General features: G+C 40.8%; 19 protein-coding genes. 18 read left to right on the top strand and 1 reads right to left on the bottom strand.

Translation table 11 applies throughout. The annotated features are described in order from the left end of the window. Nucleotides 1-18: 18 nt before the first annotated feature. The 12 genes from BM398_RS08390 to BM398_RS08335 all read left to right on the top strand — a co-directional run bounded on the left by BM398_RS08390 (nucleotide 19) and on the right by BM398_RS08335 (nucleotide 10,585). On the top strand, nucleotides 19-1,011 hold the full coding sequence (locus BM398_RS08390) for a glycosyltransferase (RefSeq protein ID WP_175531886.1): 993 nt from the start codon (nucleotides 19-21) through the stop codon (nucleotides 1,009-1,011). A gap of 6 nt (nucleotides 1,012-1,017) precedes the next feature. Continuing rightward, the gene (locus BM398_RS08385; RefSeq protein WP_092337266.1) at nucleotides 1,018-2,226 is read left to right on the top strand and encodes a polysaccharide pyruvyl transferase family protein; all 1,209 of its coding nucleotides are present in this window, start codon (nucleotides 1,018-1,020) and stop codon (nucleotides 2,224-2,226) included. Beyond that, the gene (locus tag BM398_RS08380; protein ID WP_092337265.1) at nucleotides 2,223-3,152 is read left to right on the top strand and encodes an alpha-1,2-fucosyltransferase; all 930 of its coding nucleotides are present in this window, start codon (nucleotides 2,223-2,225) and stop codon (nucleotides 3,150-3,152) included. Before BM398_RS08385 ends, BM398_RS08380 begins: the two co-directional genes overlap by 4 nt. Continuing rightward, nucleotides 3,153-4,709, top strand: coding sequence for a lipopolysaccharide biosynthesis protein (locus tag BM398_RS08375; protein ID WP_092337264.1), 1,557 nt, complete (start codon nucleotides 3,153-3,155; stop codon nucleotides 4,707-4,709). Between the two features lie 2 nt (nucleotides 4,710-4,711). Next, entirely contained in the window at nucleotides 4,712-5,776 is a 1,065-nt protein-coding gene (locus tag BM398_RS08370; protein WP_092337263.1) for a glycoside hydrolase family 88 protein, read from the top strand. Nucleotides 5,777-5,934: 158 nt separating this feature from the next. Further along, a complete protein-coding gene (locus tag BM398_RS08365; protein WP_092337262.1) occupies nucleotides 5,935-6,192 on the top strand; it encodes a hypothetical protein in 258 nt (85 codons plus the stop codon). Nucleotides 6,193-6,309: 117 nt separating this feature from the next. Next, complete coding sequence (locus BM398_RS08360) at nucleotides 6,310-6,912, top strand: hypothetical protein (RefSeq protein ID WP_092337261.1); 603 nt, start codon at nucleotides 6,310-6,312, stop codon at nucleotides 6,910-6,912. A 118-nt stretch (nucleotides 6,913-7,030) separates the two neighbouring features. Beyond that, nucleotides 7,031-7,588, top strand: coding sequence for a rubrerythrin (gene rbr / locus BM398_RS08355; protein ID WP_092337260.1), 558 nt, complete (start codon nucleotides 7,031-7,033; stop codon nucleotides 7,586-7,588). Between the two features lie 264 nt (nucleotides 7,589-7,852). Next, nucleotides 7,853-8,317 (top strand): Hsp20/alpha crystallin family protein, encoded by a 465-nt coding sequence (locus tag BM398_RS08350; RefSeq protein ID WP_092337259.1) that lies wholly within the window; start codon nucleotides 7,853-7,855, stop codon nucleotides 8,315-8,317. Nucleotides 8,318-8,883: 566 nt separating this feature from the next. Continuing rightward, nucleotides 8,884-9,084: a hypothetical protein gene (locus BM398_RS08345; RefSeq protein ID WP_092337258.1), complete on the top strand. Its 201-nt coding sequence runs from the start codon at nucleotides 8,884-8,886 to the stop codon at nucleotides 9,082-9,084. Next, nucleotides 9,071-9,925, top strand: coding sequence for a mechanosensitive ion channel family protein (locus tag BM398_RS08340; RefSeq protein WP_175531885.1), 855 nt, complete (start codon nucleotides 9,071-9,073; stop codon nucleotides 9,923-9,925). Before BM398_RS08345 ends, BM398_RS08340 begins: the two co-directional genes overlap by 14 nt. Before the next feature lie 33 nt (nucleotides 9,926-9,958). Continuing rightward, complete coding sequence (locus BM398_RS08335) at nucleotides 9,959-10,585, top strand: thymidine kinase (RefSeq protein ID WP_092337256.1); 627 nt, start codon at nucleotides 9,959-9,961, stop codon at nucleotides 10,583-10,585. Between the two features lie 63 nt (nucleotides 10,586-10,648). On the opposite strand, the gene BM398_RS08330 is transcribed toward BM398_RS08335, so the two are convergent. After that, nucleotides 10,649-11,728 (bottom strand): hypothetical protein, encoded by a 1,080-nt coding sequence (locus tag BM398_RS08330; protein ID WP_092337254.1) that lies wholly within the window; start codon nucleotides 11,726-11,728, stop codon nucleotides 10,649-10,651. 433 nt (nucleotides 11,729-12,161) lie between these two features. Between BM398_RS08330 and glnA the strand changes: the two genes are divergently transcribed. The 6 genes from glnA to BM398_RS08300 all read left to right on the top strand — a co-directional run bounded on the left by glnA (nucleotide 12,162) and on the right by BM398_RS08300 (nucleotide 18,864). After that, a complete protein-coding gene (gene glnA, locus BM398_RS08325; RefSeq protein WP_092337335.1) occupies nucleotides 12,162-13,496 on the top strand; it encodes a type I glutamate--ammonia ligase in 1,335 nt (444 codons plus the stop codon). A 54-nt stretch (nucleotides 13,497-13,550) separates the two neighbouring features. Beyond that, a complete protein-coding gene (locus tag BM398_RS08320) occupies nucleotides 13,551-14,105 on the top strand; it encodes an ANTAR domain-containing response regulator (protein ID WP_242949787.1) in 555 nt (184 codons plus the stop codon). Nucleotides 14,106-14,328: 223 nt separating this feature from the next. Further along, entirely contained in the window at nucleotides 14,329-14,616 is a 288-nt protein-coding gene (flgM, locus tag BM398_RS08315; RefSeq protein ID WP_026656705.1) for a flagellar biosynthesis anti-sigma factor FlgM, read from the top strand. A 32-nt stretch (nucleotides 14,617-14,648) separates the two neighbouring features. Continuing rightward, nucleotides 14,649-15,167, top strand: coding sequence for a flagellar protein FlgN (locus tag BM398_RS08310; RefSeq protein WP_242949786.1), 519 nt, complete (start codon nucleotides 14,649-14,651; stop codon nucleotides 15,165-15,167). Nucleotides 15,168-15,300: 133 nt separating this feature from the next. Beyond that, nucleotides 15,301-16,959, top strand: a complete 1,659-nt coding sequence (gene flgK / locus BM398_RS08305; protein ID WP_092337253.1) for a flagellar hook-associated protein FlgK — start codon at nucleotides 15,301-15,303, stop codon at nucleotides 16,957-16,959. Between the two features lie 51 nt (nucleotides 16,960-17,010). Next, nucleotides 17,011-18,864: a flagellar hook-associated protein FlgK gene (locus tag BM398_RS08300; RefSeq protein WP_092337252.1), complete on the top strand. Its 1,854-nt coding sequence runs from the start codon at nucleotides 17,011-17,013 to the stop codon at nucleotides 18,862-18,864. Nucleotides 18,865-19,033: the final 169 nt, after the last annotated feature.

Here is a 19,033-nt window from a genome sequence, read left to right as displayed (position 1 = left end):
TAAATTATGGAGAAAGTTTTGAACACAGAAATACTTGTTAGCATCATAATCCCCATATATCAGGCAGAAGGCACGCTCAGAGAGTGCGTCTTGTCTTGTGTTACCCAGAAAGGGATTGAAAGTGGTGATTGCGAGATTATTCTTGTGGATGACGGCTCCAAGGACGATAGCACAAAGATTGCAGACGAACTTGCCGAAGAATACGGGCAGGATAAGATAAAGGTCAAGCACATAAAGAACAGAGGCGTTTCGGGAGCAAGAAATATCGGGCTTGAGATGGCAACGGGAAAATATGTGTATTTTGTTGACGCAGATGATACAATATCTGAGTATTGCATCGCAAATGTGCTAAAATACGTTGATGAAAACACTGTTTTGGCAGATGGATGCACCGGACTTGATTCGCCTTATGTGTTAAGCGGTTATCAGTACATTGAAAACTATACTCTTGAGAGTAACACTCATGTATGGGGAAAGCTCTTTTTACGTGAAAGACTTTCTGAGGCACACATTCATTTTAAAGAGGGACTTACTATCGGAGAAGACCTGCTTTTTTTACTTGATGTGGCACTTTACGAAGGAAAGAAAAAAAGCGTAAAGGTCGTTCCTGTGGAAGCTGATGATTACAGATATACAGATAACGAGAACGGAGCCATGAAGACCGTCTTTAAAGCAAGTTTTCTGGATCAGCTTACATGTTGGGAAATCGCTGAGGATAAGCTTAAAGAAGTTCATGAGTATATTTCGGTTTATTCTTTTGTAAAAGTTGCTGTTTCGCAGATACTTACGGCACTTCTTGTTATCGGAAAGGTATCTGTCATTCCCGAGAATGAGAGGGATAACGACCTTGCAAGGGAAGCGGTTAATGCCGCAGGTGATAGAATCAGGCACGCTTTGAAGACAAGAGGCGCATTTGCAGCATTGTCTTTTGGCCATAAGATAAAAGTTATTTTGTTCAAGATTAGTCCTAAATTTTATTTGAGTCTATATGCAAAATATAAGGACAGGTGAATATATATGAATATTGATTTTAACAGACCGATAATTTTATATATGCACGCAGGTTCGGGAAACCATGGTTGTGAGGCAATAGCTAATACGACAGTTAAGTATATTGCCGAGCAGAGAGAGAAGACCGGAGCTGAGGAGGATCTTCCGCTTTTTGTTGTAACCAACAGCTGCGCGGAGGACAGAAAATATTCACTTGGAATTCTCGAAAAAAAGGGACTTTGTACTATTGTTGAAGAAAGACATATAGACAGACACTTTATTCCTCATGTAATCTACTATTTGTGGAGACTTGTCACAAGGGATAAGCAGTCTTTTTTGAGATACAGATATAAAGACGCGTTTAAAGAGTTTGACAACGCTGTCGGAAAATCCAATAAAGGGAAAGGCGCAAAACCGCTTGCCATTTCTATAGGCGGAGATAATTATTGTTATAAGAGCCTGGTTCCCGATCTTATATTGGCGCACAAGGTTTTTATAAAAAGAGGATTCGAGACGATACTTTGGGGATGTTCTATTGAGCCAAAATCCCTTAAGGATAATAAGCTTGTTAAGGATTTGATGGCTTATGACACAATCTATGCAAGAGAGTCCATTACTTACGATGCGCTTGTTAATGCAGGATTTGATAAGGATAAGCTTATTTTTGAAAAAGATCCGGCATTTAGGCTTGATACAGCGAAGGTTCCCGGAATCAACGGTTTCCTTCCCGGCAATACGGTCGGAATAAACTTAAGCCCGATGGTTCGTAATCTTGAAAAGACACCCGGTATTACTATGAAGAACTACAGTAATTTTATTGAGTTTATTCTTAGGAATACTCATCAGAACATCGCGCTTATTCCACATGTTGTGTGGAAAAACAATGATGACAGGAAGCCGCTTAAAGAGCTTTATGATATACATAAGTATACAGGCAGAGTTGTTATGCTGGATGATATGCCCGCTGAGAAGCTGAAAGGCTATATATCAAAGTGCAGTTTCTTTGTCGGAGCAAGAACTCACAGTACAATTGCGGCTTACAGTAGTAATGTTCCCACACTTGTTATAGGATATTCGGTAAAGAGTAAGGGAATTGCAAAAGATCTTTTTGGAACATACAAGGACTATGTCCTTCCCGTTCAGAAACTGGCAAGCGAAAACGCGCTTGTTGACGCATATATGCGTATTATGAAAAAGCAAAATACAGAAGCAGAGGCACAAGGAGGAACACAATGATCATAATTCAGATTGCGGGCGGTTTGGGAAACCAAATGCAGCAATATGCGCTATATAGAAAACTCCTCAGTCTCGGAAAAGAAGTTAAGCTGGATATTTCCTGGTTCAGTGAAGAAGTACAGAAGAAGATGCTTGCTCCCAGAGAGTTTGAGCTTCCTCTTTTTAAAGATCTTCCTTTCGAAGTCTGCACCGATGAAGAGAGAGACAGATTTTTAAAGCAGAATCTTTTTTCAGCGATCAAAGGAAAAATAACCAAGAAACTTGGAATTACTGCATCTTCAAATCCAAATGTGTTTGTTGAGACTAAGATGTATCACCCCGAGATATTTGAGTTTGAGGATAAGTATATTACAGGTTATTTCTTATGCCAGAAATACTATGAAGATATTATGGATGAACTTAGGGAACTCTTTGTGTTCCCTCCTCACAGAGATTCGGATCTCGCAATGAGAAACAGGATCATCTCTGAGAAGATGGAAAGATTTCCTTCTGTCAGTGTACATTTGAGAAGGGGAGATTATCTCGATCCCGCAAATGTAAATATCCTCGGAAATATTGCTTCTGATGATTACTACAAGAATGCGATGGATTATTTTTTGAAAAAAGATCCTGAGACGCATTTTTATATCTTTACAAGCGATCACGATTACGCGAGAGAGCACTATGGCGATATCTCCAGATATACGATTGTTGAATGGAATAACGGCAAAGACAGCATACAGGATCTCATGCTCATGAGCCACTGCAGAGGCAATATCTGCGCCAATTCCACATTCAGCTTCTGGGGCGCAAGACTTAACAAGAGACCCGATCACGAAGTCATAAGAACATACAAGATGAGAAACAATCAGCCGATAGATCCCGAGACAATGCATGACTATTGGAAAAATTGGATTCTCATGGACAATAAGGGAAATATAGTTTAAATGGGAAGAGTTCAGGCGGCGAAAAAGAATATTTTGTTTGGGTACATAGGGCAAGTTGTGTCTATAATCATGACCTATGTTTTACGTACATTTTTCATCCTGAAAATCGGTAAAGAACTGCTCGGAGTAAACAGTTTATATGCCAATGTTTTACAGCTGCTTAATATGGCTGATATGGGCATAGGAACTGCTCTTAATTTCAGCCTCTACGGACCTGTTGCCAGAGGCGAAAAAGAAAAGATCAAGTCTTACATGCAGTTTTATAAAAAGGCATATAACTATATAGCTGCTGCTGTGTGTGTTATTGGACTTCTTTTGGTTCCTTTTCTCAAACGTCTGGTAAATCTGCCGGAAGACTTTGTGATTACAGAGCGAGAGCTTGTTCTTTATTATCTGATATTTCTTTTTAATACGGTTAGTTCGTATTTTGTTGCATATAAGTATAGTCTTGTTAATGCAGAGCAGAAGAATTATATTCAAACAAATGTAATTACTTTCACCAAGATAATAACTGTATGCTTTCAGCTCATTGTGGTTCTTACTACCGGCAATTTCTATCTTTATCTTATTACAGATGCGGTAGTACAGTTGATACAAAAGATATTTGTCTCAAAGTATCTTGATAATATGTATCCATATCTTAAGGAAAAGAATATCGAGAAACTGTCTAAAGACGAAGAGGGCGAAGTTTGGACCAAAACTAAGGCCCTTGTGTTTCATAGAGTCGGAGATGCGTTCAGACTTCAAACAGATCAGCTTATCATATCACCTTTGCTGGGAACAGTTATGTCCGCTGTGGTTGATAATTATAATCAGATAATTGTTCAGATTTCAAATTTTGTAAATATCATTTTTAATTCCGTAATATCAAGTTTTGGTAATTTGATAGCAACAGAAGATAAGTCAAGACAGTACAGTATGTTCAAGGTTTATAGATTTTTCGCTTCGTGGGTTTATGGTTTTTCTGCTACCGGATTTATGCTTCTTATTTCTCCGCTGGTAAACATATGGCTCATTAAGACGGGGAATGCGACTCCTGAAAATATTGGTGAATGGATGCTTCCCGGAGTGGCTGTTTTTCTGATTCTTACAGATTATTATTTTAAGGGCGAAAGAACTGTCCTTACGAATTATAAGACGGCGGCAGGTGTATTTGAACAGGATAAGTATCTTGCACTGATTCAGGGAATCGTTAACTTGATACTGTCGATTTGGCTTGTTCAGACACCGCTTGGCATTTCGGGTATATATGTGGGAACAGTAGTGTCAGGTCTTATTGCCAATATGACTAAGCCTGTTATTATTTACAGAGCATGTTTTGGTATGAGCGCTGTTAACTATTATATTGATTCGTTTAAGTACCTGGCATCAATGGCGCTTGTAATGGGAATATGTTATATGATTCAGCAACTTGTAATGCCTGAGCCTACGATACTTGGATTTGCAGCAATGGTGGTTATTATTACCGTTGTATTTAACGGAGTATATTTTCTTTTATACGGAAGAAGTGAAGAATTCAGATATCTTTGTGGAAAACTCAAGGCCAGAAAGGCGTAATTGTGGACAACTCTGCATATTATGAAGTGGTCGGCAAGACCGTAGAACAGCTTAATAATATTATGAATGTCAGCCTGTCGGACAGGATAAAAGATGCTGTAAAAAAGGCACTTGGCAGAAGTGTGCGGACAAAAGACCCGTTTTTTTGGCATGCAGGGATGCTTATGGTCGGTCTGGTTTCGGCGCTTGAGTGTATTGAGAAAGATGACGACGCCGGAAAGATTAGAGATGAAATATCAGCGTCTTTGGAAAGTCATGTAGATCTGTGGCTTAGGAAGACAGGCGGTAAGGTAAGTTTTGTAGATGATGCGCTTGCGGGATTTGCGCTTATTAAGGCTTATGAGATAACAGGAAATGAGAAATATAAGAAAGCGGCAGATGCGGTAAGTTCGTATTTGAAGAATGCGGGAAGAGATGCGGAAGGCGCGATTCTTTATAACTCCGGAAGAAGCGGAAATATTTTTGCAGACGGAATCGGGCAGGTTTCCGTGTTTATGGCGGCCTGTGATGATAAAGAGTTTGATGCTAATGAGCAGCTTGAGCTTTTTTATAAAAACGGAATGGACGAAGAAAGCGGACTGTGCTATCACGGCTATGAACTTAAGAACAACGTTTCCGAGAAAAAAGGAATTCTTTGCTGGGGAAGAGCGTTTGGCTGGCTTATCATGGGCGCAGGCGTAAATGCTTCTTTGGGCAAATCAAATGAAGAGTCCCTGAAACATTTTACAGATATGTGCGAGGCGGCACTAAAGTATCAGAGAAAAGACGGTGGCTGGAGCTGGCAGATGCAGGCTGTTGACGGACATATCGATTTGTCCGCAACAGGTATGATAGCATATGCACTTGGTTATGCGCTCAGTAATGATGTTTTTGGAGAAGGTAATATTTCAAGCAGAATCAGTGAGGCGTTAAAGAAAGCAAAAGAGTGTATATATGCTCACACCGAAAGCGGAATTGTAACTGATTCGCTGAGTTCATGTGATGACTTTGCAGTACATTATCAGACCTACGGAAATAATCCATGGGGACAGGGAGCGGCATTGGCAGCGCTTTCAGTAATGCATTAAATAGAAAAGATTTAGAGGAAATGCCGGTTGGTTCAGCATTTCTTCTTTTTTTGCATAAAATTTTGCTATTGTATTAAGAAAAATATGATGGTATACTTCATGTAGTAATCAAAACTACATCAGATGATTTTGTAATCGAGATACATGGGAGGTATAATATGAATACCAAGGAATTAAAGAAGTTTTTTAAGGAGCATCTTGTTCCTTCGAAATTATATAAGGTTGGCGGACATCACAAGAATCGCGTTTGTCTTGCTAAGACAGAAAACGGTTGGGAAGTTTTCTTTCAGGATAAAAAGGAGAGAATCGGTGTGATCAGGTTCCCCGATGAAGCTTCTGCCTGCGATAAGATGAAAGAAGAGCTTCGCAAGATGATGGAACAGCTATACGGAGTGACCTGGGCTCCGGCCAGATAATTAAAGTAATACGGATTAGTTTGTATGTCGTTGGATGTCAAAATGTACTTTTGGCATCCATTTTTCATTTTGATAGGAAATTCCTATCAAATAAAAATGTAAAAAGGGTGAAATGTTATGAAAAAGACTATGGTTTTATGGAGCGCGATTGCGATTCAGGCAATAATGCATGTTGTTTTGGGTTCATTTGGAATTATGTCATTAACGAATATGAAAAGTGGAGGATTTGTTATTGCCGCAATCTGGCTTGTGATCTTCGCAAATGTTTTTAAATGGGGAGGCGGTGAGCCTAAATACATAATAAAAATGGCAGCTGTCTGTACTGTGTCATGGATGGTGATCTGGACACTGACAGAGATGTTTTTGGTCAGAATACTTTTTGGTATCTCTGAGCAGGCAGGTTATGTTTTTTATGGACTTGAGTGCCTGATATGCTTTGGAAGCGTGTTCTTGTTTGCCGCCATGCGTACCGGTAAAAAGATAAGAAAAAATCTTTTTATTATAGTGGCAATGGTGCTTGTGGTTGCCGCATATATAATCGCAACAGATCAGGTTATAAAGAACGTTGTGGATATGATACCCGGAGAGTCATTTATGGATATGTTCGCAGGGGGCTTAAGAATGCCGAGACACGAGATGATGGAAAAGGTGTCGGCAGCTTTTTATGCCGTTGAAAGCTTCTTTCTTATAGCGCTTTTTGAAGATAAAAACAACAAATAATTTATTTTTATACAAAATTACGAAATAAGCTTTTTAGATACACAGTCTCTATGTTAAAATACGATTACAGGTTGAGTTATGGATATTTATCCACAAAAATCGAAAAGGAGATTATAATATGGCAAATTTAGAACCAAGAACAAATGAACTTAAGGGAACAGAGACAGAAAAGAATTTGCTTGCTGCATTTGCAGGTGAGTCTCAGGCAAGGAATAAATATACATACTTTGCTTCCAAGGCTAAAAAAGACGGCTATGTTCAGATCAGTAAGATCTTTGAAGAGACAGCCAATAACGAGAAAGAGCATGCTAAGCTCTGGTACAAAATTCTTACAGGAATCGGTTCAACTGTAGAGAACCTTAAAGAAGCAGCAGAAGGAGAGTCATACGAGTGGCAGGAGATGTATCCTTCTTTTGCAGCAAAAGCTCGTGAAGAAGGTTTCAACGATATTGCATACCTTTTTGACAGAGTTGCTGAAATTGAGAAAGAGCATGAGCAGAGATACAAAAAGCTTCTTGAGAACATCGAGAAAGAGCTTGTATTTTCTTCAGAAGGTGATTCTATCTGGATTTGCTCAAACTGTGGTCACATTGTAGTAGGACCTAAGGCTCCCGAGATGTGCCCTGTTTGCAATCATCCTAAGAGCTATTTTGAGAAGAAGGCAGAGAATTATTAATATAGAGCTGATTGGCTTATATTTATAATGATAGGTGAAAAGAGCTTTCGCAGAGATTTAGACAGTCTTTGTAAAGGCTCTTTTTCTGTTGTTGTTATGAATTAATAATTTTTTTATAAATAGGGTATTGATTTCTTGTTCTATTTGTTCTATAACATACTTGAAAAGAAAATTAGCAGCCAAGAGATGAGAGTGCTAATACATCATCGCGAGGTTGCGCAAACTACTACAACAAAAAATTTATATAAAAAGGAGTGATGACTTATGTTGATGCCTATGTTATGGAGTAACAATAATTTGTTTGACGAGATGGATGACTTTTTTGGTGGCAGATTATTCAGTGACCTGTGTGATTCGGGACTTATTGAGAAGAGCTTCGAACCGGCATCCGGCCTTATGAAGACCGACGTCATCGAAAAAGACAACAGCTATCAGCTTGAGGCTGAACTTCCCGGATTCAACAAGGAAGATATCAACATCGACCTCAAGAATGAAGTGCTTACCATCAGTGCTTCGCACAATGAGAACAAAGATGAGAAGGATGAAAACGGCAAGTACATCCGCCGCGAGAGAAGAAGTTCTTCTTATCAGAGATCCTTCCGTACACCGGGACTTAAGCCTGAAGATATCATAGCTCAGTACAAGAACGGTGTTCTTACGGTCAGCATCCCCAAGAAGGAAGCTATTCCAGAGAAAGAGGAGGCTGTGAAGATCGAGGTTAAGGATTGATATTATTGACGTTATATGTAGGAGATGATAATATACTAGATAAGAAAAGGTGCTACCGATAGACGGTTAGCCCGAATATACTTAATGATTATTAAAAATAACCGCAAAGTTGCTAGGCTGGGCGGTTATTTTTGTGTCTTGGAATCATGCTTTCCATGCATATAACCAAGACTATAAAAAGTCGCACACAGTGCAAGCACTGCGATTAGGTCAGTGATGGTGAGCATAAGCAAGTCCTCCAACAAAGATTTCTCATATGAGATTTCTATGATAAACAGAGGTCACAGTCCTCCGATTGAAGGACTAACCGCCTACCGTATTATGGTAGCACCGAGAAACATTATAGCAAACGTGAGTTCATGATTCTATAAATCTTATTTTGCATAATTATTTATGTTATATAGTTATTCTTGCAACAAACATCAGTGTTCGAAATCACGATTTTTCCTTAGATATCCTTTAAATTCATTTATGAATGATTTACAATGCTTATAGTAATTTGCTAAGTACAAAGACGTAGGTCTTTGATTGTAGCATATAGCATAAAATAAGAAAGTGATAATACTATGGAAAAAGAATTTGAATATGAAGGATATACAGGTACCGTTAACTACGACAAAAACTGTGATTACTACACAGGTGAAGTTGTGATCGACGGAAGAATCTATACATATGAAGGCGACACTCTTGAAGAACTGAGAGAAGATTTTGAGGACATTATCGATTCTATGATCGCATTTGAGGAGATGGATGATGAAGATGCTTGAGTGTGTTTTAGAGTTTGTTGGGCAGGGGAAAGAAGACGATTTTAAATGGGTGATGGAGATACTTGAGTATGTAATCAAGTATGTTCTGCCTATTATATGCGCTTACGTTATAAATCTTTTACTCAATAAATATATCAGTAAGGAAAGACTTCGTGGCAAAATCCATCTTATCTTTTTGAGAGGTATTATAACTACGATCATATGGGGACTTGCGGGAGCAACTGTTCTTGGAAATGTGCCTGCATTAAAGCATGTCTGGACAGTCGTTTCTACATCTTCCGCACTTCTTGCCGTTATCCTCGGTCTTGCAGCCCAGTCAACACTTGCCAATGTATTTGCAGGCATTTCGATTTCGGCATCGAGATCCAGACCTTTTGATGTCGGAGACAGGGTAAAGATCGACTCTATCGATCCCGGATATGTTGAGAACATTACGTTGAGACATACGGTTATCAAGACTTACCAGAATGAGATTATTTACATTCCCAATTCTACTGTGGGTTCGGCGACTATCATCAATTATACTCAGGAAGAATCGTTTTCTTTTCCGATAGTGATCTCTGTGGCGTATGGCACGGATATGCAGAAGGCTATGGATATTATGGCTGACGTTATTGTAGCGAATCCGGTACATCACGGCGGAAGACCGACGGTTCTTTGCAAGAGCTGCGATGACAGCGGAGTTACATTGAGGGCGCTCGTTGAGACGGAAGATTTCAAGGATAACCCGAAGGCATGCTCAGACTGCCTTATAGAGATAATGAAGAGATTTGAAAAAGCGGGAATCGAGATTCCTTACAACAAACTCGTTCTTATCAACTCGGATGAAAAAAAGAATTGATGTAATGCAATTATAGAAAACACGGGAGAAGGTATGGGAAAGTTATATTTCAGATACGGGGCAATGGGGAGCTCAAAGACAGCCAACGCGCTGATGGTGCAGTACAACTACATGGAGAAGGGGCAAAAATGTATTTTACTAAAGCCCAAGACCGATGACAGGGACGGAGAAAAAATCGTCAAGTCCAGAATGGGGCTTAGCGCTGAGGCGACATTTGTAGAAGAATTCATTGATGAAGTAAAAAATGAGTGGTTTACGGGAAAGTCGGAAGGCTGGAAAGAGCTTGACTGCGTGATTGTTGACGAAGCGCAGTTTCTTACTGAAGAACAGGTGGATATTCTTGCGGAAGTTGTTGATAGATACGACCTTCCTGTTATCTGCTACGGACTTCGTACCGATTTTACAAGTCATCTTTTCCCGGGATCCAAGAGACTCATGGAAATAGCAAACTATATTGAAGAAGTTCCGACCGTGTGCTGGTGCGGACGCCGTGCACACTTTAATGCAAGAGTAAGTGACGGCAAGATCGTCCGAACGGGTGAGCAGGTTATGGTGGGAGGAAACGAATCCTACGTATCACTTTGCAGACGTCATTTCTTAAGCGGAGAGGTGTATGGCAAGAGAGAGCGTGAGCTCTCGGACGGAACCAAAATGAATTAATGAAAAAGACGGAGCGTTAACTCCGTCTTTGTTTTATTGCAGAGGATATCTCTACAAAAAATTCTATGATATAGAACGATTTTCTATAGATGTATCGTGATTTGCAAGATCAATCTGTTGGACTACGCCCACACCACCGCTTTCTTTTAGGAATACACCGCTTGCGCGCAGCTTTGCAGCCGTGTTAAAAGAGCTGTCCCGTAAGCTGTAGTCTGTTATGGCACTTCCGAGATATATAGCGCCGACATCGGCTTCTTTTAACGACAGGAGCGTATCGGTACCGTCTTCGTTACGAATCCAGACTCTGAGAGCGTTGTATACATTGTCATTTTCATCAATCCAACCGTTCCCGTCATGATCATATGCGGACAGGTCTTTGAAGCCGTTTCCGCTTTTTGTGCCGAAAAGCTCCGAGCCGTCATTTATATGCCCGTCGCCATTTTTATCAAGGGCCAGGAAACCCGTACCTTTCGACAGATTCGAAATCTTATCCTTTTTTCCGTCGCAGTTAATGTCAAAGAAGAAGGTCTGATCGCTTATTGATGTTACTTCGCTGCCGACATTGATCGTAAGCGGATCCAAGAAGTTTTTGGGACTTGCGATGCTTATGCCGGATTCGTGCACAAACCTTGATGACATGGAAAATTTAACTCCAAAATCAATACTGCGTCCGTCTTCTGTAAGAGCGGTTCCCGTGCCTTCAAAGGATACAGCCTCTTCTTCAAAATGGCTCTCGGTTACGGTTGTTACGGACATGAATCCGCCGGCTCCGATCATTCCTGACATGTTGTCTAATGATTGACCGAAGCTTTTACTCATATCATCGCCGCCAAGAATCCTCATTAAGTGGAGAATCCGTTCGAGAAGTGATGTCCTTATAGCCATCAGCTGATCTTCAAGAGAGTCGGTTGTAGTGTTCAGACTTCTTGTCATTGAAGGCTTCAGCGAGTTGTAGTTTTCACTTCCCAAGGCAAATTCGCCGGTGGATGTCGAGAAATCATCAGATGTAACTTTCTGTTTCTGAGATTCAAGGCTGTCGCTGAAACTTCCGCGTGGAACAGTGCTTATTGATACACTCACAGAATTTCCTTCGCTGTACGACGAACTCGACATCAGGTTAACGTTACTTTGTGCAATTTTCATGGTTCTTTCCCTCCGTTTGTTAGCCTGAAGGTTCATGTTTTTTGCGCAAAAAAAGTGAACCTTCAAAGCTGAAGATTAACAATCCTCCTTGAAGATCCATGCTTTCCGTAGCTCAATATGCCGCGTGCCGTTATTGCACCGGCGCGTGGATATTTCACAATATATATCGGTAAGGACGCAGGCTTATATTAGGGAATTCGTACAAATATATAATAAAATTGTGATAACAGGCAGATACCAGATGCGATAGTTTTGGTTCAAAATAATCGATTGACACATCAAACCAAAGAATATTAATATATAGGAAGTAAATGTGAACGGCAAGGGCGCCTTTAACACGAGCAGGAGAGCTCGCTGTTTGAGGCGCCCTTTTTTGTGCAGAGCGCTTAGCAAGGTGTTTTCAAGCGTAGCACTTTTTATAATGGAGGACAATATGAGCAAATATACCAAAGAAGACATTTTCCGTATCGTTGAGGAAGAGGACGTAGCTTTTATAAGGCTTCAGTTCTGTGATATCTTCGGAATTCCCAAAAACATCGCCATAGCTGCAAGTCAGCTTGAATGCGCGCTTAATAACGAGTGCATGTTTGACGGCGTATCGGTTGAAGGATTTGTCAGAAGCGACGAGAGTGATATGTACTTATATCCCGATCTTGACAGCTTTGAAATATATCCATGGAGACCGCAGGCGGGCAAGGTTGCGAGGATGTTCTGCAATGTCTATACGGTTGACGGAAAGCCTTTCATGGGAGATTCCCGAAATGTTCTTCATGAGGTGGTAAAAAAAGCTGAGAAAATGGGGCTTAACTTTAAACTCAATCCCGAGCCCGAGTTTTTCTTATTTGATTATGACGATGAGGGAAGACCGACCAACAAAACACATGAAAAAGGTGGATATTTCGACGTTGCCCCTGCAGATCAGGGTGAGAACGTAAGAAGAGACATAATCCTTAACCTTGAAGAACTTGGTTTTGATATCTCATCTTCACATCACGAGATTGCACCGGCTCAGCATGAGATTGATTTTAGAGAAGAGGATGCGGAGCGAACAGCAGATATGATCATGACTTTCAGAATGGCAGTTAAGACAATCGCCAAGAAGCATGGCCTTTACGCTACCTTTATGCCCAAGCCTACAGAGGGAATCAGCGGATCCGGCATGCATATAAATATCATTGCGCATGACAAGAACGGCAATAACATATTTGTAGATGACAACGGCGGGCTTTCGGATACAGCCAAATACTTTATCGCAGGTGTTCTCAGCCATGTTAAGGCAATGACACTTGTTACCAATCCAATCGTCAATTCATACAAGAGACTTGTTCCGGGCTACGATGCTCCCGTTAATATCTCATGGTCATCTTCGGGCGCCAACAGAAGCGCTCTTATCAGAATACCTTCAAAGCGCGGACAGGATACCAGAATTGAGCTCAGAAACCCTGATTCTACTTGTAATCCTTACCTTGCAATTGCGCTTATCCTCGCAGCGGGTATGGATGGAATAGAAAAGAAAATGACTCCTCCCGAGGAGCTTGGCGATAATCTTAAGAATGCAACTTATGACGATCTCAGAGAGAGCGGACTTGAGACACTTCCTATGACACTTGGCGAAGCTATTGACGCTTACCAGGATGATGAATTTGTAAAGGAAGTTCTCGGCAAATCCATATTTAATAAGATGCTTGATGCAAAACGCAAAGAGTGGAAAGATTTCCGCACATGCGTAACCCAGTGGGAAATCGGAAGATATCTCAACATCTTCTGATAATAGATTTTGGGTTCGTAAAAATATTAATTTATGGAAACTTGAGGCTTATTTGTGAATATTATTATTGTGTTTGCGAAATCGGAAGATGCGCAAAATTTCAAAAGCATATTAAGCCGTGGCGGATATGACGGAATGGTTACCTGCACTTCGGGAGCGCAGGCTCTTTCTGCTATGGAAGATTTGGGAAGCGGAGTCGTTATCAGTGGCTACCGCTTAAGTGACATGCTCTATTCGGAGCTTGCCGTCGATCTTCCCAAGTTCTTTCAGATGCTGATGATAGCATCGCCTGACAAGGCTCCTCTTGATAATTGCGGAGATAAACTGGTATATCTGCCGACTCCGCTCAAGAAGTCGGATCTTTTTTCCACCCTTGAACTCATGCTTGAGGGCGTTACAAGAAGTAGAAAAAAGGCAAAAGAGAAGGCAAAGAAAGAGGGCAGGTCCGATGAGGACAAGAAGATAATAAATCAGGCAAAAGAGATCCTGATGGACAGGCACCATATGACAGAGCCGGAAGCGCACAGATACCTCCAAAAGTGCGCAATGGACTCGGGAACCAATCTAAGAGAGACGGCGGAGATGGTTATTTCGCTCTCGGCAATTTAATTGAAGTTTTTTGATCTTTTTTATAAAATTAATCTAAAGTTTTGCGTAATATGTCCGATAAAATTAATGTAGGGTGAAAAAGGGTGCATACCTTGGGCGTTTGAACCATAACTTACAAAAATTCCGGGGGAAAATATTTTTTTACTCAGAACTAAAGTTATGGAAACTTCTTCCGATAAATGTAGTAAGAAGTACAAAATGCTCCAAGGAAGGAGGAAAAGATATGCGTATAGAAGCGTACAATCAAGTTCAGCAGATCTACTCAAACAACAAAGTGAACAAGACTCAGCAGACTAAGAAGACAAGCGACGTAAGAGATACTGTTTCGTTTTCTTCTATAGGAAAAGATATTCAGGTTGCTAAGCAGGCTGTTAAGGCTACTCCTGATGTCAGAGAAGATCTGGTTGCTTCGCTTAAGGCTGCTGTAAAGAACGGCACATATGATGTAAGCGGAGAAGCATTTGCAGACAAATTACTCGCTAAATTTGAAGAAGCAAATGGCTTGTTATAATTAAATACAAATAATCCAGGAGGATGATTCCGGTGGCAAGCTTAATGGAAAATCTGGTCGACTTGCTCGAGCAGGAGTGTACAATGTACGAAAATTTACTGGGGTTATCTAGCCGAAAGACTTCCATAATAATCGAAGGAAATCTTGAGGCACTTGCGGAAATCACGGATGAGGAGCAGTGCGTAATAGGTAATATCCAGTCTCTTGAGAAAAAACGCGAAGAGGCGATGAAGGATATCGCAAACGTACTTAACAAGGATGTTAATTCATTGAAACTGACCGATCTGATTGAAGTATTGGAAAAAAGACCTGTCGATCAGAAAAACCTGGCAGTGCAACGCGATAGGCTCGTTGGTGTTGCAGGAGATGTCAGACGTGTAAACGGACAGAATCAGGAGCTGCTGCGCAGTTCACTTGAGATGGTCCAATTCGAGATGAATATCATCCAGGCCTCAAAAAGAGCTCCGGAAACAGCAAATTATTCAAGAGCTTTAGGCACTACAGGTGAATGTCTTGGTTACACATCGGGCGGGTTTGATGCAAAGCAGTAATGTACCACGTGAGCATGAAAGTGGTACAGATGCATGTAGATAACCCCCTTTGGTAACTAAATGAAAAACTGTAGTGTCTTTTTTGTGCAAAAAAATGCATTAAAAGACCCATCAAGATCAGGAGGAAAGATATATGTCCCTCATGGCGAACTTATATGTCGGCACATCAGGGTTGCAGACATCGCAGAACGCACTTAATACAACTGCACACAATATGGCTAACCTTGATACCGAAGGATATACAAGACAGCAGATATCACAGGGAACAAGGGCATATCAGACTCTTGAGAAGAAAAATGAATGTATTTCCTGGAAGCAGATAGGAACAGGTGTTGAATATAATAATTGTAAGCAGGTAAGGGATGTATTCCTTGATAAAGCTTACAGAAAAGAATCGGGAAGATACGCATATTACGATATATCCCAGAAAGCTCTTGAAGAGATAGAAGATCAGTTTCAGGAGATGAACGGAACGGAGTTTAGCGAGTCTTTAAATAATCTTTGGACAGCTGTGCAAGAACTTGCCAAAGATCCTACATCAGCAGTTACACAGAGCGCACTTGTGACAAGGGCAAATGAGTTTTTGACAAAGGCAAAGAGCGTGTATGAAGGATTTGTTTCATATCAGGACAACCTGGATTCCACTGTTTCCGACATAGTTAAAAATATAAATGATATTGGCGATCAGATAAAAGCTTTAAATGAAGAGATTGTAAATATTGAATCCGGAAGAGAAGAAAAGGCAAATGACCTTAGAGATACAAGAAACTTTCTTCTCGATAAACTCGGTCAATATGGAAAAATAGATTATTCGGAAGATATATTCGGTAATGTATCGGTTCTTTTTGAAGGATCGAGTTTCATAACCACCGATCACGTAAATCATATAGGAATCGATGTTAAGCTTGAGAGCAGTGTGGGATATGCCACACCTTATTGGGAATATGCTGCGGTCAAGGAATATGACAGAGAGGGAAAAGAGGTTGTTACTTCAATCGAGGGAGCACATCTTTTTGACCTGACTCAGACGGTATCCACAGCTACAGACACCGATATAGGTAAGCTTAAAGCGGTTCTTCTTGCAAGAGGTGACCATAACGCAACTTATCACGATATTACAGAAAGTTCAGACTTTTATAAGAGCAATATTTCTCAGTCGGTCATCATGAATGTTGAGGCAGAATTTGATCAGCTGATACACAATGTCATGACAGCGATAAATAAGGTCATGGAAGATGCGGAGAGTAATCCTGCAACAATGGACAATTCGCTTGGAAGAGCTTCGGATTATACGATGTTCATAGTATCAAACGAAGAAGATGCACTTGCCTACAAGATAGATGACAAGCATCCTGCAGGAAGCATAAAGACAGGATTTACTATAAAGAATGCACAGGTTAATCCGATTCTTTTGACGGATCCAACAACATTCACTTACAGAACAATTGAGGGTAACGAAGATACAGCAACTGTTACGGCTTTGAAAGAAGCTTTTACAAGATCGGATTATACTTTAAATCCAAATGTTTATACAAGAAACGACATCATGTCGTATTACAACAGCCTCATTTCACAGGTAGCCAACACGGGAGATAAGCTTAAAAGTGTTGCTGAAGCTCAGGAGCAGACTGTTTCATCGATATCTGCCGCAAGAGAGCAGATTGTCGGCGTATCAAGTGATGAGGAGCTTGAATTTATGATCCAGTTCCAGAACGCATACAACGCATCAAGCAGATACATAAACGTAGTAAGTGAGATGCTTGAGCACCTGGTATCAACACTTGGATCATGACTTTGACGGTAATTTTGGCACACGTGATAAATATGTCGGAGGGAAGAGATTATGACATCGACATTTTTTGGACTTAATATTGCAGCATCCGGACTCAGAGCCGCAAATGCAGCACTTAACACAACAGCAAACAACATATCTAATGTAAATACCGACGGTTACAGCAGACAGAAGGTTAAACAGGAAGCTTCAGATGCTATCAGAGTATTTGCAAAGTATGGCTGTGCCGGTGCCGGTGTTGATACTATCGCGATTGAAAGAATCCGAGACAGCTTCTATGACGTTAAGTTCAGAAATAACGAACAGCTTCTTGGAAATGTGAGCCAGAAGAACTATTACAACAAGCTTATCGAGCAGTATCTTGATGACGACGGAACGACCGGTTTCTCATCTCTTTTTACCAAGATGAGTTCTTCACTTCAGTCGGTCATGACAGCAGCGGGAACGACAGAGTCAAAGAGTACATTTATATCACAAATGCAGAGTATTACTGAGTACTTTAACAATGCATATAATAACCTTCAGGGAGCACAGGCTGACGTAAACGCTGAGATTAAGCTCTGTGCTGACAGAATCACATCTATAGCTCAGGAAGTTGCTTCCATCAACAAGCAGATCAACGTAATTGAGATGACGGGAACGACCGCAAACGAGCTCAGGGATAAAAGAGATGTTCTTATAGACGATCTTTCCAAAATGATTTCGGTTGAAGTAAAAGAGACTGCTATCGTCGATGATACACAGCCTGACAGAGAAACGGGCGCAACACGTTATCAGGTCTGGGTTGCCGGTGGATATGAGCTCGTTGATACTTACGATTTCAGACAGATGGTATGCGTTTCAAGACCTTCGGACGGAGCTACAAACCAGAATGATATTGACGGACTTTATGATATTAAGTGGGGAAGTGCAAGCTATAAGGATGGAGACAATATAGCGGAACTTTCTGATTTTGCCATTGATTCAATGCTTATCGGCGGAGAGCTTCAGGGCCTTCTTGCGGTAAGAGACGGAAATAACGGACAGTACTTTAACGGAGACTGCACATTTGTTGACAGTGAGTCACGTCCCGTAAAAGTAACCGTAAAGGTTACCGACAAGAACCTTATGGATATGACTAAGTGCACGCTTCCCATTGAGGGTGCGATCCATATCGGAGATCAGGATTACAGATACGATAGCTGGGAATATGACGGAAAAGACACTTATACATTTACAATAGACGGTGAAACATTAAAGAGTATGCCTGAAGCGCACAGAAAAGTGTCTGTCGGTAAGTTTAATGATTATCAGGGAATTCCTTATTATCTCTCTCAGATGAATGAGTGGATAAGACAGTTTTCATCGGCTGTAAATGGGATCATGACCACAGGTTATCCTTCCAATTCCGATGAGGAACCCGGACAGTTCCTTCTTACGGGAGGAATTGATATGAACTCGGCAGCGCAGTATTCATACGATCAGCTTACTGAAAAATCTGAGAATAAGGGATACTACATGCTTCGCGGAGGAAACTTCGAGGTTAACGGCGTTCTTGTTGCCGATGCAAGCAGACTTTCAACAAGAGCCGATATTACTGAGGGAGAATCCGAATTTGGAAACCTCACAAAATTAAGAGATATGTTCAACACGGCAAAGATATTCAGAGGAGCTACTTCAGGCGAATTCCTTACAAAAGTTCTTGCCGATGTAGCGCTAAACACCAGTAATTCGGGAACTCTTGAAAAAACCTACACCGCTCTCGAAACAACTATCGATAATCAGAGAAGTTCCGATTCCGGCGTAGATGAAGACGAGGAAGCAGCAAACCTCGTTAAGTTCCAGAATGCATATAACCTCTCGTCTAAGATGATACAGACGCTGACTGAGATATATGATAGACTGATACTCCAGACAGGAGTTTAAGAATAAGAAAGAAGCTAAAGCAGGCCCGCTTTAGCTTTTTTTATTAATGGATATAAAGAAACAGGGCGTGTCTGCCGATATTCATAGTGAACTAATATACAGAGTGAGATGCTGCACGGATGCGCATTGTTTTTTGACTAAGGATGGTCTTCATACGGAGGTCTTTTTT

Source organism: Butyrivibrio sp. M55 (assembly GCF_900116865.1).
Lineage (GTDB): Bacteria > Bacillota > Clostridia > Lachnospirales > Lachnospiraceae > Butyrivibrio.
This window is presented reverse-complemented; position numbering and strand designations above follow the sequence as displayed.